The following is a 12,705-nucleotide window of genomic DNA, read 5'->3' on the forward strand; positions in this document are numbered from 1 at the left end:
GGCAACAAAGGGATGGCGATCTTGCGGGATCGCCCTTTGCTGCTTATGTGTAGAACTACGACATTTGGAATAGATATGTGGTTAATAATGAATATACAATAGCAATTATAAGACGGACGACAAGGAGGTGACGATGTGGTCAGCATTAAAGATATCGCCAAACAGGCGGGCGTTTCCATATCTACCGTTTCATATGCCTTGAATGGTAGCGATAAGGTAACAGAAGAAACTTGCGCACGTATTTTAGCGATTGCCAAAGAGCTTAACTATGTGCCCAATGCCGCCGCACGTAATCTCAAGAAAAGGCAGACCAAAATTATTGGCGTTTTCCTGACTGATTTTCGTGGAGACGTTTATGGAGATTTACTGTACGGCATCAAGGAAATTTTGAACCGCAAGGGTTATGATCTCATCGTATGCAGCGGTAAGCAATCTCACCGAATGCTGCCGGAACGCATGATCGACGGCGCCATTGTGCTGGATCAGACGTTTGAAAGTCAGGAGCTACTGAACTATGCCGAGCGAGGACATAAAATTGTCGTATTGGACCGTGAACTGAATCATCCTAACATTAACCAGGTGCTGCTGGATAACAAAGCGGGCGCCGCTCTCGCAATCGAACATTTATTGGAATTGGGACACCGTAAGCTATATGTGGTTACCGGACCAGAAGGTTCTTACGATTCATGGCAACGGATGCAGGCGGTCAAGCAGACCATTGAGCGTAGCGGCGTCGCTGAAATGATCGAAATTGACGGCGATTTTGAGAAATCGGGTGGCGAACAGGCGGCTGAAATCATTTTGCGGCAACAAGATGGCCCGGGTTCGGAACCTGTAGCCGTATTTTGTCTCAATGATGAAATGGCAGTGGGCTTTTACAATCGAATGGCTCAATCAGAACTGACAATTGGCAAGGATATTCATATCGTCGGCTTTGATAATATCGAGCTGGCGCAATATATTCAGCCCCGTCTGACAACGATTGACTATTCCAAACGTAAATGGGGCGCTGTAGCTGCCGAACAAGTTCTCAAAATCATTGCGGGGGAAGACGTGGAGCATGAACGTTTATACGTTACGCTTGTCCAAAGAGAATCGGCAGGCGCAGCATTCATCACCCCAGATCAACAGAATCTGTGATGAACAACGCAGAAGTAACCTGCTCGCCAGCCTCAAAAAAAGAACTTCCATAGTCCCAGAACACGGGTTGGAAGTTCTTTTAGTTATACTTTTTTAACCTAATAAATCCTCAATTAAATTCGTCAACGACCGTAAGGGATTGCCAATCATTTCCCCCGTCTCCAGCTCCACCTGTAACGCAGCATCAACCATAGACAACTGTGCTACAGCCAGACCTCTGCTTGGATCAGCCTTCCTCAGCTCATACAGCGAACGGACCAGCAATTCCTTATACTCGTCTTCACGTCCCTGCATAATCAGTTGAAAAGCGTCCTCCACCACCTTAATCTCCATCCAAGAAGAGATATCTGGTTTGCCTAACAGAGCAGCCGTATGATAAAGACGCTTCATCGTTCCCTCTACAGTAGCCGGATTCGTGAATACCAAGGTCCGTGGCAGCAAATCATCGCATATCTCATGAAAAAAGGGCTCATCCAGCGCAATTACTGGTGTAGACATGGTCAATTGAGCCTTTTCTGCCAAAACGATATAATTCGTGCACGTTATCAAAATAACGTCTATGTCGCTTTGGGCAATCCAACTTAGTTGCTCTTCTACCTTGCGACTGGCATCGTCCGCAGAAAAATGCGGGTCTGACGAGATCCGGCGCATAAGCCCAGGGTCCACAAAATGTATCAGCTCCACCTCATAAGAAGCAAAAGCTCGTTCCACATAGGCTATGTTCGAGTGATGTGCATGCAGGCAGCCCACACGCTGCTTCAAGCCTTCCATCGTTCAACCCCCTGTTATATGTTTGCATCATTTTAACAGGAACAGGACGGTTGGGAAAGCGTGCCAATCAGGCCATACCCCAAACTCACTTTTTTTAAAACTTACCGTTTGTATTTTTCCACTCTGTTTTAGCTGGAACCTCCTGAACTACGTCCCAATGTTCTGCTACCTTACCGTTCTCTACCCGGAACAGATCATAGACAGCGGCTGAAGTTCCCTTAGATGATGTCAATTCACTCACAACCAGCACGAAGTTGCCTTCTCCAATAACCATGTGAACCTGACCATATCCAAAAGAAGCTCCTTGGCTTCCCGCTGCGGAAAATGCTTGCTTCAAATTGGATACACCGTCACCAAAAAGAGGGTTATGCTGAATGTAATGATCACCGTTATAGTAGCTTTCCAATGCAGCACGATTTTTGCCAACCAGGACATCATCCACAAACTTGCGGATCAGTGTTTTGTTCGTCTCAGTTTGGTTGAGATCCGTGATCTGTGTTGTTCCGTCAATCATTGTACGTCCGCTTGGATTAGCTGGAGCCGAGTCCTGAATATTGTCCCAATGCTCAACGATTTTACCATTGCTATCGAAGCGGAAAATATCAAAGACAATGCTTGATTTACCTGCAATTGTCGTTTTATAATGAACAGCTACAAAATTCCCATCCTGAAGCACACGATGGATTTCAACCTTTGTACCAGCTTGCTTCAATTGGCTAATTCCTTGCAGCAAGGCATCTCTTCCGCTGGCAAAGCTCAGATTGTGCTGAATGTACTGATCTTTGCTGATCCAGGTCTCGGCCGCTTTCGTATCTCCGGTTTCAAAGCTTTTCACGATTTCAACGACCTTATCCTTATTACTCACCCCGATTTGCACCGTTTGGCTAGCCGGGTCCCAAATCACTTGCTTGCCCCATGCTTCTTTGACGACATCAACCGGTACATAAGTTACCCCTTGCTTGGTCAATAGGGTCGAGGTGGATAGCGGTACCTTAATCCCGTTGATTTGCGCTTCCGGACTGCCTGACACCAGTACAACCGTCGCCTGATCATATCGGATAGTCGTGCTTTGTCGCGCCGTATTGAACGTAATATGCTTGGCATCCATTGGAATTCCCAAACTGGAGGCCAATTGTCTCAAGGGAATTAAGACCTGCTTATTTCTCACGATAGGCGCAATTTTGTAAGCCTCCTTCTTGCCATCTACCCAAACCTGAATACCCGTAGTAGGTTTTACCTCGGCTGCTAAAGCCGGTACAGCAGAAGACAGAACAAGCAAACCAGCGAGTGCAGCAGTAACCGTATGTTTTTTCATGAATGTGAACCCCTCTCAACCTATAAAATAAAATATGGAAGACAATTTTCTTTTATGTAACTTATATAGTTACACCTAATCGCAAAAAGCAACTTTTCCCCGCCTATCTAACTTTAAACCCCATTTAAATCTTTTGAAACCTCAATAACCCTCCTTTCAAAAATTTATAATTGTACTGCTACAATGCAAGCCACAAGCCTTAGAATAAAGGATATGGGGAGCAATAACAATGTATGATAATTTGCTAATGCCGAAACTCAAAAAAAGCGGCTCCTATCATCAAGCGAATAAACGCTTTTTGAATAGTAAGCCGCTGTTAACCCCATTGCTATTGTTATACGGATAACGTTCTCCGAAACTTGATAAAGCTTCCAATTCGCCAGATTGAGATATACACCAGCGCCATCGTAATTGCCAGCATGCTAATTTCAGTCGTACCCAGACTACTGAGGTACTGGGTCAAAACAACGCGAATCAAGATAATAGCGATAATAATATATTTAAAATATTGGTTCGGCTTGGGATAAATACGACCGTCATCCCGTCTTTCATACGCCGTATGCAGCAAAATAACATAGCCAAACAGAGCCCCTAATAGCCCGGCAACCAGCAGTTCCCAAAAGGCGGGGGGCGCATACGTTTGACCGGGAATATGCATTAATTGGTACACAGACATCATCATAAGCGGGAATGCGATAAACAAGGGGAGCAGAATCCGGATTCCGTTTCCTTTTACCGGCCCCCCTCGTCTTTTGGTTCTCAACCAGATCATCAGCCCCACCAAAACAGCCAACAATGCATATATAAATATCGTCGTCATGGTGAAACTCCTTCCTCATAGATCCTATAGATACGCTAGCCTAAATCGACAGTTTTTTCTCCAGTAGATAAGCGCTCAAGCGGATTAATACATATGCAGCAACCCAACTGATCAACACCGCAATCGGGAAATGCCAGGTAAAAGAAAACCATTGTCCTGTTTGAACATGGTCAAACTGCTCATAAAGCCCCTGATCGCCTGACCAATAAAAGACACTCCCGCCACCCATCAAAAGAATCCAGAGTATCGGGCTAATCGGCCGCAAGGTGCTGTATTTGGTACTGGCCGTCAGCAGACCCAGCGCAATAACCAACGGTGTGAAGGCGATAATCATCACAAACCAGTTCAATCCAGCTATAATAAAGGACGCTGCATCCGCAAACGTATAAGGCTGGATGGTGGATGAGATGAACAGCGCGTACAGAGAACCTACCACAAACAGGGACAAGGTCACGACCACGGCTTGTAAAATAGCAGCAATCCATTTGGCGCTAATCAGCCACATACGCGGATAGGGCAGAGTCAGCCACCATCCGTAGGTGTCATTCTCCCATTCTCTTCTCAGACTTCCCACACCCATGAAAATGATCATGTACGGCAAACCCAGGGTGACATACCACAGCCTTGTCAATTCGAGTTGGTTATGAAGCGCGAAATACAAGGAAATAACGAACGCCGCAATTAGAAATAATGAGAAATACACAAGTCTCCACGATCTCGGTAGTCGATTGCGGCTCTGCTTTCTCCAGCTTCCTTTATTTCGAAATTCATGGCGTATCAAATCTTTGAACAGCCCTGATGAATTCACGCCTTCCACTCCTTTTTGTACAAATTGCGGAACACCTGATTCAGCGAGCCATGCTCTGCACGCAGATCATCCGAATCACCAGACCATATGACCCGTCCGCGGTCCATCATGACCGTGTAGTCAAACAAGCCTTCCACTTCCTGAATATCATGCGTGCTAATGAGTATAGACTGCTGGCGGCCCTCCAAATAATCAATAATCCCGGCCACGATCGCTTCTCTGGAGAGGACATCAATGCCCGCAAACGGTTCATCCAGGATCATGAGCGGAACCTCACGCGCCAGACATAAAATCAGTAGCACACGTGCCTCCTGTCCGCGACTCAACCCGGCCATTTTCAACTCCAACTCCACGTCCATATGATCAGCAAGTTTATAGGCATCTTTTATATTGAAGCCAGGCAAAAAGGATTCCCCCCACTCCAGTGTCTGCTGCACCGTATGATTAGGGTACCAGCGAGCCCGGTCAGGCAGATAGGATATGCCACGATTGGTTTCCCAACCTGGCTTTTGCCCCAATACCTGAAGCTCGCCCCCATCCGGCCGAATTAATCCGGTGATTGCTCGAAAGAAGCTGGACTTCCCACAGCCATTGGGTCCAAGCACCCCTACAATGCGTCCCGCCGGAATGACGACATCCAAGTGATCCAGCGCTTTTTTACTTTCATATTGCTTCGTCAGATGACTCGCAACCACAATAGATTCCGTCATGCCCCTTCGCCTCCTTCCTCGTCATTTCCGTCCTGTTTGCTTCTTATATACTGCTGTACATCTTCCCACGATAACCCCAGACTGCTCATCTGTCCGAGAAACTGATCTATATACGTTATAGCCAATTGTTCCCTAAAGCTGGCAATCCGTTCACTGGACGAAGTAACATAAGTGCCTAACCCGCGCCGCTTCTCAGTCAATCCGTCCCGCTCCAGCTCCTGATACGCCCGCATCACAGTATTCGGATTCATGCGTAGTTCCTGCGCCAGATCACGAACAGATGGCATTTTGCTTCCCATTTCGATCTCCCCTTTAGCAATGGAGCTTCGTACTTGATTTAATATTTGCTCATATAATGGCTGGCTGAAGTCAATTAAAAATCGGAACGAGCCAACCCGTTGTTCTTCCATGGGTGTTTCCCCCTAATCGGCTGCATCTATCGTGCCTGTAGTGTATTATATCACTTAATACACGTGATACAAGTACCATCTTACTAAAATGTTAGTCATGCTTCCAAATTTCATTCAGTAAATGCTCAGCTTGCACTCAGATAGCATTCAAGTTGATGCCTTATGATGTATCACGTACCAAACAAACCATAACCGAAAGGTGGAAAATGAAGATGAAGAGCACCAAGAAAGCAATTTTGGCCGGAACGATGGCCTTGGCATTTTTAGGAGGCGGGGCACTGTACTCCACAAGCGCAGCCCATGCTGCTTCAACTACACCTGAGAAGGCTCCCATCGCAGACAAAGCACAGGCACCTAAGGGTAACCCCGGTGATGCTAACGGCCCTAAAATCGCAGGAGGAAACTATGCTGAGAACAAAGATCTCCTGAAATTATTGAAATTGTCCTCCAGTCAGTTGGATACACAATTGAAAGCAGGTAAATCCCTTGCTACAATCGCCAAAGCACAAGGTGTGAGCGTAAATTCCGTTATTGATGTGATGGTTTCAGATATGAAAGCGAAACTGGCTACGGAAAAACAAAACGGCAAGATTACGGCAACTGAATATAACCAACGTGTCTCTAATCTAAAAAAAATGATGACAGATATGGTGAATGGCGTAAAACCCTCCAAACCACCAGTAGATGGCGGTAAAGCGGATGCAGGTAAAGCTCCTGCTCAAGGTGATGCAGCCAAGGCTCCTGCTAAGCAGAAATAGCTACAGCTCCCGTTTTCCAAGAAGCCGTAGCTCAATAAGTCGCATTCATAAGAACCATTTGTTAATCTGGCACATCCACCCATGTATAATAAATCTCAATCCGGCTTCCCTGTACGGATTGAGAAATCAATAAGCTTGTCCCCTGCTGCTGATACAACAGGAGGGGACAAGCTTATTTGTCATGTAAACAAGATAATATGTGGTAGACTAACATGATCCAGAGGTCATTTTTCACTAAAATTCATAATAAGGAGAATGTAATGAAAATAAATAAACAGGAATTTGAGATACGAGGAATGAGCTATACGATCAGATCTGCCATGATTCAAGATGCGAAGAATTTGTCTGAAATCCGTTTGCTGATTGATGGAGAGACTGAAAATTTAGACAGAGAGAAGGGAGAAGCGTTTATAAGTACATCCGGTTTTGAACAGCTCATTGAATCAGATACAGAGAATAACAGAAACCTATTTTTAGTTGCGGTAGTTCATGATAAAATCGTCGGCTTTTCAAGATGTGAGGGCCATGTTCTGAGCAGATTCTCTCATAAAGTTGAATTTGGCGTATGCGTACTAAAGGATTTTTGGGGTTATGGGATCGGGACGAATCTTTTAAAAAAATCTATTTCTTGGGCTGACTCCAATGGCATCAAGAAAATAACTCTACAAGTTTTGGAAACGAATGATAAAGCCATTGAGCTCTATAAAAAACATGGATTTGAGATCGAAGGGTTATTAAAAAACGATAAGGTTCTTTCAGATGGCAAATACTACAACACCATAATCATGGGGAGATTTCATAAATAAAAAAAGACCCTGTTCAACAGGATCTTTCATCTTTGTATCGCCACACATCCCCTAGTAGCGATAATCATCATAAGGATTGCGATTACGATACTGATCACGCGGCTGCTGGGCTGCGGTAATCATCAAAAATATGCCTGAGATCAAATGCATCAACCAGCCCACAATCGGAATCCATCCAATAACCGAGGTCACGATCCCTAAAATAGATCCATAATAAGACTCTCTATTCGTCACCGATAGCACCAACGTAACAATGTGGAAAATCAGCATAAAGAACAATATAGTATACGCGGAATTTACGACGAGCAGCCCGCCCAAAACGGGAATAGCTAAAAACAGCTCCAATCCGCCTGTAATCCATTTTAATGTTTTTGATGGTGTCATTGTTCCACTCTCCCGATGCTGTTTCATTCCATAATTATATCCCATCCCTATCTAGGATGACATACATTTTTTAACATAATATATGCTTATATCGTGACAGTCTCATCCCTTTTTCGAATGAGCTAAGCCCTGGCTACATATATGTGAGAGAGAATGAAATTTCGTGATTTCTAAAGGGGTGAACACGATGGGATATTATATTGAGGTGGAACGCGGCGTGAAGCTGTATGTCGAGGATATTGGAGAAGGCATCCCTGTTCTGATGGTTCACGGCTGGCCGCTGGATCACCGAATGTACGAATATCAGGCCGCCTTGTTGCCTGCTTACGGGTATCGCTGTATTCAGGTTGATCTTAGGGGGTTCGGCAAGTCTGATCGACCATGGCATGGATACAATTATGATCGATTGGCGGACGATCTGCTGGCTGTTATGCAGGCGCTTCAGTTAAACCAGGTACGGCTGATCGGTTTTTCGATGGGGGGAGCTGTGGTCACACGCTACATGAGCAGGCACCGGGGATTTGGCGTCAATCAGTTGATCTTGATCGGAGCAGCTACGCCCCGATTCACCCCAACCAGCGACTTCCCTTACGGTACTCCTGTCACAGAGGTAGATAAACTCATCAAACAAGCCTATACAGATCGTCCACAACTGGTAACTTCTTTTGGCGAGATGTTGTTTGCGAATCCCGTTAGCCAGAGCTTACGCGATTGGTTACGTGATCAGGGTTTCGCGGCTACAGTTCATAGCATGGCTTGTACTTTGTATTCACTGCGTGACTCTGATTTGCGCGCTGACCTACCATGTATACACGTGCCTACTTGGATTCTACACGGCAAGCTGGATCGGGTCTGTCCTTTCCCCCTGGCTGTCCAAACTCAAAAAGGAATTGCCGGATCAAAGCTTATTCCTTTCGAACGAAGCGGGCACGGTGTATTTTACGAAGCGCTACCCGAATTTAATTCTATCTTACTGAGCATACTAGCCCCATCCTCCACACCATAATTGAAAACCTGTTCATTCTTATGTATAATTCATATTTATAAAAAACAAAAAAGACGCCTCAGCGCCGTTAATGGCTATGGGGCATCTTTCACTACAAACATTTATCCGTTTAGGATTGTTTGGTATGATTAAAGCTCGTATTATTTAAAACAGCCAGCTTTTTCTCGCCCTTCACCATGGCAGAACCGCAAATGGGGCATGTCGGCTCGACAGAAAAAGCGAAGTTATCCCGCATCCAGCCGTTACATGTATCGCTGGCGCAATTCCAGACAGTTGTAATTTCCTCAGGAATCTCATCCATTGGCTTTTTCCGTGAATTGTACATAAACATCCCTCTTTCTTCATGATTTATAAAGCGATAAGATGTAATCAGTTCAAAAACGGTCTTGTGAACAGATAAAAACAAATGCCCCAAACGCTATGTTCGGGGCATCTGAAGTAGGCTGTAATTTTAAATTACAGTTTTACAACGTTCTCAGCTTGTGGTCCACGGTTTCCTTCAACTACGTTGAATTCTACGCGTTGGCCTTCGTCCAAAGATTTGAAACCTTCGCCTTGGATTGCGGAGAAATGTACGAATACGTCGCTTCCACCTTCAACCTCGATGAAACCGAAACCTTTTTCTGCGTTAAACCATTTAACTGTACCTGTTTGCATGGAATTACCTCCAAAATGTATTTATATGACCTTTATTTTTGACAAATAAAAATTCACATATTGCACAAGGTTATTTCAACCTAAAACAATAACCCTCTACAATATGTGAATCTCAGGTCACAATTTCAATATACTCATATTACCATAAGTGTATTGAAAACGCAAGCACTGGAGAATTTAATTTATGCAGAGTGCTTATGTTCTCTATTGCTGCTTCAAAGCTGTGTTCATTCGGCGGGAGTGAGTCATTAACGCCTACTTAAAACATTATATCCGCAGTTGCTTCCTATTATACCAGCAATCAAGAAATAAATATACAAAACATTGTGCAGGAGACGAACTTCTTACTAAAAGCCAATCCCCTGCGTTTATTTGCTCATTTTAGTTCATTTGAATTACAACTCCGCCAGTGCTTTAATTTCCTCTGCTGTCAGCGCTTTGTTAGACAATTGAACTTCATCCAGGTTGCCATTGAAGTAAGCATCGGCGGCAAAGCGGCTTTTGCCGAGATAAGCCTCGCTCGTCAGCAACTCATTGGGATTAAAGGTAATGCTGTCATTAACGGCTACTTCCTCACCATTTACATACAGCTTTCCTGTATTCCCTTCCAGTGTAACCGCTACATGTGTCCACTGGTTTAGAGGTAATGATGATTTGGAAAGCAAGCTTTGATCCGTACCCTCATGGATTGTAAACTGGAGCACACCGTTTCCTTGGGAAGGGGTAAGAAACATATGCCGGGCTTGGCCGTTGCCGAAGTCAAAAATCCGTTGCCAAGCTGCACCGCCCTTCCAGTTCACCCAAGCGGAAAAGGTAAAATCCTTCGCATCTGTTACTGTATTTGGTAGTTGCACGTAACCATCCTTACCGTTTAGGACAAGCGCACCGCCAAGCTTCCCGTCTTTATCCCATGCAGCACCACCATAGGTCTTACCATCGAATTGGTTGTATGTGCTGTCGACAACCGAAGTTCCTTGATCTTCACTCCACGAATAGCGTGCGAGCTGAGGACCTTGGGCCTGCCCGGGAACAATGGCTGTAAAGTTTTTCTTAGCTGTGGCTTTGTCCTTTTTGATGGTCGCTGTCAATGTAACTGTTACTGGCTGAGAACCGGCTTCTGGACGGTATACTTCACCTGTCACAGAAATATTCTCCGGGTGGGTGGATTCCCATGAAATAGTGGTATCTTGTGCTGCTTGAGTAGGTAGCGTCAGATTATAAAGAACATTGCTCGTATCGCCCAGGCTCAGATCCTTCTGCACAGCAGCTACAATCTTGCTGGCCTTCAGGTCAGGCTTTAGCGAACCCCATACCGCAACCCCCTTGGAGGACAACGCGGTAAAAGCAAGCGTCTTGGCACCTGTGTCTGGATCACGGTGCCGCAGGAATACACCTTTGTACTTCGTGCCCTCTGCTGTAATTTCCAACTGATTGCCTGCCCCCAACTTCCATGTACCGTTCACTCCACCAGACAGCTTGCCGCCACTATCCAGACTGACGTTAACGGCTTGCTTAATATTTGCCGAAATTTCCTTCCCGTGATTTACATACGAATATTGACCGAGGACATCCTTTTCTGACAGCTTTTTCAGTGAATCTTCATCTCCCGAATAACGATAAGGAGCAACCACAGGCCAACCGTCAGCGTTCATGAACATTTCATGTACCCGCACTTCAAACTGTTCGCCTCTCCCCGGGAAACGGGAATGGAAAATGACAAAATGCTTTTTCGTCTTGGGATCATAATAAGCCGAGTTGTGTCCGGGTGACACATAACCTGCACCCAGTCCAGTACCCGGATCACCAATTTCTCTTGGAATCAGGTAATTACCTATCAGTTTGACACCGTATGGTTCAATGGAAGCGTCATCAAAAAGTGGTTTATCAGGATTCGCCTTGACCTTGATCATATCATTGCCTTCAGCATCGTAGAAAGGACCATCCGGTGTTTTGGACCGAGCCACCCGCAGGTTGTATCCGCCATCCGCTGACAATCCACCATAGGACAGGAACAAGTAATAGTAGTCCGTTTGCGGACTGTATTGTATGTACGGCCCTTCCATACGAGCATGATTACCGCCTGTCAGCTTTTTACCGTAGCCTTGACCAGGGAGCGGCTTCCCTGTTTTTTCATCCATCTGCATAATGAAGATGCCTCCTGAGTAGGAGCCATATACCATCCACAGTTTGCCGTTCTTATCATAAAAGGTGTCCGGGTCTACGGCATTTGGATGCTTGGTTGCGTCATAGATCGTCCCATCCTCACTCGGTTGGTCCCACATGCCGGATTTTAGAAAAATGCCTTTATTCTTATAAGGCCCTTCAATTTTATCAGCAACTGCTAGGCCCATTGCTGAACGCGGTGAGTCACCCTTGCAAGCGTTATAATACATATAGAACTTGCCATCTGCCAGTTGAATGACATCAGCTGCCCACAGGGTGTCTGTCTGTGCCCAATCCAGTGCTTCCTTTAATTCTTCTTTGACGTTGGGAATCAATGCATTACCATTCGCCACTCCTGTAGCAATCGTATCCCAATTCATGAGGTCTTTGGACTTGGCAGCCGCCAGATGTGAGCCGAAAATGTAAAATGTGTCTTTCACTTTCAGAATGGATGGATCATGTACGGAAGTCTCCTTGAAAGAGACAGCCTTTTTACTTTGAATTGAAAAGTTTTCTAGGTCTTGAGCTTGAAGGGAAGTTTGCCCCACATTTTGAATTCCATCTGTATCTGAATTGAGTGTTTGCTCGGCGCCTACCAAAGAAGCAGGCAACAACAGCGCACCTGCCAGTGAAGCTGCCGTTACTTTACGAACAAATGATTGCTTCATAAATCAATCTCCTCTCGTTTTGAACATTCCTGATAACATAAAAAAATATTGAGAAAGCGGTCAGGATTATGTTTGTATTAACTTCTTCAGCCTCGAATTTAATGTTGCTCATCCCTCCTATTCATCATTAAAGCGCTTTCAATTGATTTGAAAATAAAAGCACCTTCTGTTAAGAAGGACGTTTCAAACCTGGCGGTTAACCGTACCTCTATATTATTCAATGGATATGGAAAATTCAATATGTAATTTTATATTTTTATAAATTATTCATCGAATTATTAACATTAAT

The 12,705-nt window shown here is 44.9% G+C and carries 14 protein-coding genes; 4 read left to right on the forward strand and 10 right to left on the reverse strand.

What is annotated here, in order from left to right:
* Positions 1-135 precede the first annotated feature (135 nt).
* Complete coding sequence (locus BM358_RS21545) at positions 136-1,140, forward strand: LacI family DNA-binding transcriptional regulator (protein ID WP_023986616.1); 1,005 nt, start codon at positions 136-138, stop codon at positions 1,138-1,140.
* Between the two features lie 93 nt (positions 1,141-1,233).
* On the opposite strand, the gene BM358_RS21550 is transcribed toward BM358_RS21545, so the two are convergent.
* The 6 genes from BM358_RS21550 to BM358_RS21575 all read right to left on the reverse strand — a co-directional run bounded on the left by BM358_RS21550 (position 1,234) and on the right by BM358_RS21575 (position 5,974).
* A complete protein-coding gene (locus BM358_RS21550) occupies positions 1,234-1,911 on the reverse strand; it encodes a hypothetical protein (RefSeq protein ID WP_023986615.1) in 678 nt (225 codons plus the stop codon).
* Positions 1,912-2,005: 94 nt separating this feature from the next.
* Complete coding sequence (locus BM358_RS21555) at positions 2,006-3,226, reverse strand: stalk domain-containing protein (RefSeq protein WP_028541953.1); 1,221 nt, start codon at positions 3,224-3,226, stop codon at positions 2,006-2,008.
* A 334-nt stretch (positions 3,227-3,560) separates the two neighbouring features.
* Complete coding sequence (locus BM358_RS21560) at positions 3,561-4,046, reverse strand: CcdC protein domain-containing protein (RefSeq protein ID WP_023986613.1); 486 nt, start codon at positions 4,044-4,046, stop codon at positions 3,561-3,563.
* A 40-nt stretch (positions 4,047-4,086) separates the two neighbouring features.
* Complete coding sequence (locus BM358_RS21565) at positions 4,087-4,854, reverse strand: ABC transporter permease subunit (RefSeq protein WP_023986612.1); 768 nt, start codon at positions 4,852-4,854, stop codon at positions 4,087-4,089.
* Positions 4,851-5,564: an ABC transporter ATP-binding protein gene (locus tag BM358_RS21570; RefSeq protein WP_023986611.1), complete on the reverse strand. Its 714-nt coding sequence runs from the start codon at positions 5,562-5,564 to the stop codon at positions 4,851-4,853. Before BM358_RS21570 ends, BM358_RS21565 begins: the two co-directional genes overlap by 4 nt.
* Complete coding sequence (locus tag BM358_RS21575) at positions 5,561-5,974, reverse strand: GntR family transcriptional regulator (RefSeq protein ID WP_028541952.1); 414 nt, start codon at positions 5,972-5,974, stop codon at positions 5,561-5,563. The genes BM358_RS21570 and BM358_RS21575 overlap by 4 nt, the downstream gene beginning before the upstream one ends.
* Positions 5,975-6,186: 212 nt before the next feature.
* On the opposite strand from BM358_RS21575, the gene BM358_RS21580 reads away from it, so the two are divergent.
* Together BM358_RS21580 and BM358_RS21585 are read left to right on the forward strand one after the other, a co-directional pair.
* On the forward strand, positions 6,187-6,732 hold the full coding sequence (locus BM358_RS21580) for a hypothetical protein (RefSeq protein ID WP_028541951.1): 546 nt from the start codon (positions 6,187-6,189) through the stop codon (positions 6,730-6,732).
* 260 nt (positions 6,733-6,992) lie between these two features.
* On the forward strand, positions 6,993-7,538 hold the full coding sequence (locus BM358_RS21585) for a GNAT family N-acetyltransferase (protein WP_028541950.1): 546 nt from the start codon (positions 6,993-6,995) through the stop codon (positions 7,536-7,538).
* Positions 7,539-7,589: 51 nt separating this feature from the next.
* On the opposite strand, the gene BM358_RS21590 is transcribed toward BM358_RS21585, so the two are convergent.
* Positions 7,590-7,922: a hypothetical protein gene (locus BM358_RS21590; RefSeq protein WP_013308359.1), complete on the reverse strand. Its 333-nt coding sequence runs from the start codon at positions 7,920-7,922 to the stop codon at positions 7,590-7,592.
* A gap of 187 nt (positions 7,923-8,109) precedes the next feature.
* Between BM358_RS21590 and BM358_RS21595 the strand changes: the two genes are divergently transcribed.
* The gene (locus tag BM358_RS21595; RefSeq protein WP_023986607.1) at positions 8,110-8,928 is read left to right on the forward strand and encodes an alpha/beta fold hydrolase; all 819 of its coding nucleotides are present in this window, start codon (positions 8,110-8,112) and stop codon (positions 8,926-8,928) included.
* Positions 8,929-9,037: 109 nt separating this feature from the next.
* On the opposite strand, the gene BM358_RS21600 is transcribed toward BM358_RS21595, so the two are convergent.
* The 3 genes from BM358_RS21600 to BM358_RS21610 all read right to left on the reverse strand — a co-directional run bounded on the left by BM358_RS21600 (position 9,038) and on the right by BM358_RS21610 (position 12,416).
* Positions 9,038-9,253 (reverse strand): cold-shock protein, encoded by a 216-nt coding sequence (locus BM358_RS21600; protein ID WP_013308357.1) that lies wholly within the window; start codon positions 9,251-9,253, stop codon positions 9,038-9,040.
* 131 nt (positions 9,254-9,384) lie between these two features.
* Positions 9,385-9,585: a cold-shock protein gene (locus BM358_RS21605; protein WP_007428290.1), complete on the reverse strand. Its 201-nt coding sequence runs from the start codon at positions 9,583-9,585 to the stop codon at positions 9,385-9,387.
* Positions 9,586-9,980: 395 nt separating this feature from the next.
* Complete coding sequence (locus BM358_RS21610; protein WP_028541949.1) at positions 9,981-12,416, reverse strand: arabinan endo-1,5-alpha-L-arabinosidase AbnB; 2,436 nt, start codon at positions 12,414-12,416, stop codon at positions 9,981-9,983.
* Positions 12,417-12,705: the final 289 nt, after the last annotated feature.

Source organism: Paenibacillus sp. cl130, assembly GCF_900116035.1.
In the GTDB taxonomy this organism is placed as follows: domain Bacteria; phylum Bacillota; class Bacilli; order Paenibacillales; family Paenibacillaceae; genus Paenibacillus; species Paenibacillus polymyxa_B.

Coding starts and splice junctions, on each gene's coding strand:
- BM358_RS21590 (WP_013308359.1), bottom strand. CDS start 7,922: ATGACACCATCAAAAACATTAAAATGGATTACAGGCGGATTGGAGCTG.
- BM358_RS21550 (WP_023986615.1), bottom strand. CDS start 1,911: ATGGAAGGCTTGAAGCAGCGTGTGGGCTGCCTGCATGCACATCACTCG.
- BM358_RS21570 (WP_023986611.1), bottom strand. CDS start 5,564: ATGACGGAATCTATTGTGGTTGCGAGTCATCTGACGAAGCAATATGAA.
- BM358_RS21555 (WP_028541953.1), bottom strand. CDS start 3,226: ATGAAAAAACATACGGTTACTGCTGCACTCGCTGGTTTGCTTGTTCTG.
- BM358_RS21580 (WP_028541951.1), top strand. CDS start 6,187: ATGAAGAGCACCAAGAAAGCAATTTTGGCCGGAACGATGGCCTTGGCA.
- BM358_RS21595 (WP_023986607.1), top strand. CDS start 8,110: ATGGGATATTATATTGAGGTGGAACGCGGCGTGAAGCTGTATGTCGAG.
- BM358_RS21610 (WP_028541949.1), bottom strand. CDS start 12,416: ATGAAGCAATCATTTGTTCGTAAAGTAACGGCAGCTTCACTGGCAGGT.
- BM358_RS21600 (WP_013308357.1), bottom strand. CDS start 9,253: ATGTACAATTCACGGAAAAAGCCAATGGATGAGATTCCTGAGGAAATT.
- BM358_RS21575 (WP_028541952.1), bottom strand. CDS start 5,974: ATGGAAGAACAACGGGTTGGCTCGTTCCGATTTTTAATTGACTTCAGC.
- BM358_RS21585 (WP_028541950.1), top strand. CDS start 6,993: ATGAAAATAAATAAACAGGAATTTGAGATACGAGGAATGAGCTATACG.
- BM358_RS21605 (WP_007428290.1), bottom strand. CDS start 9,585: ATGCAAACAGGTACAGTTAAATGGTTTAACGCAGAAAAAGGTTTCGGT.
- BM358_RS21560 (WP_023986613.1), bottom strand. CDS start 4,046: ATGACGACGATATTTATATATGCATTGTTGGCTGTTTTGGTGGGGCTG.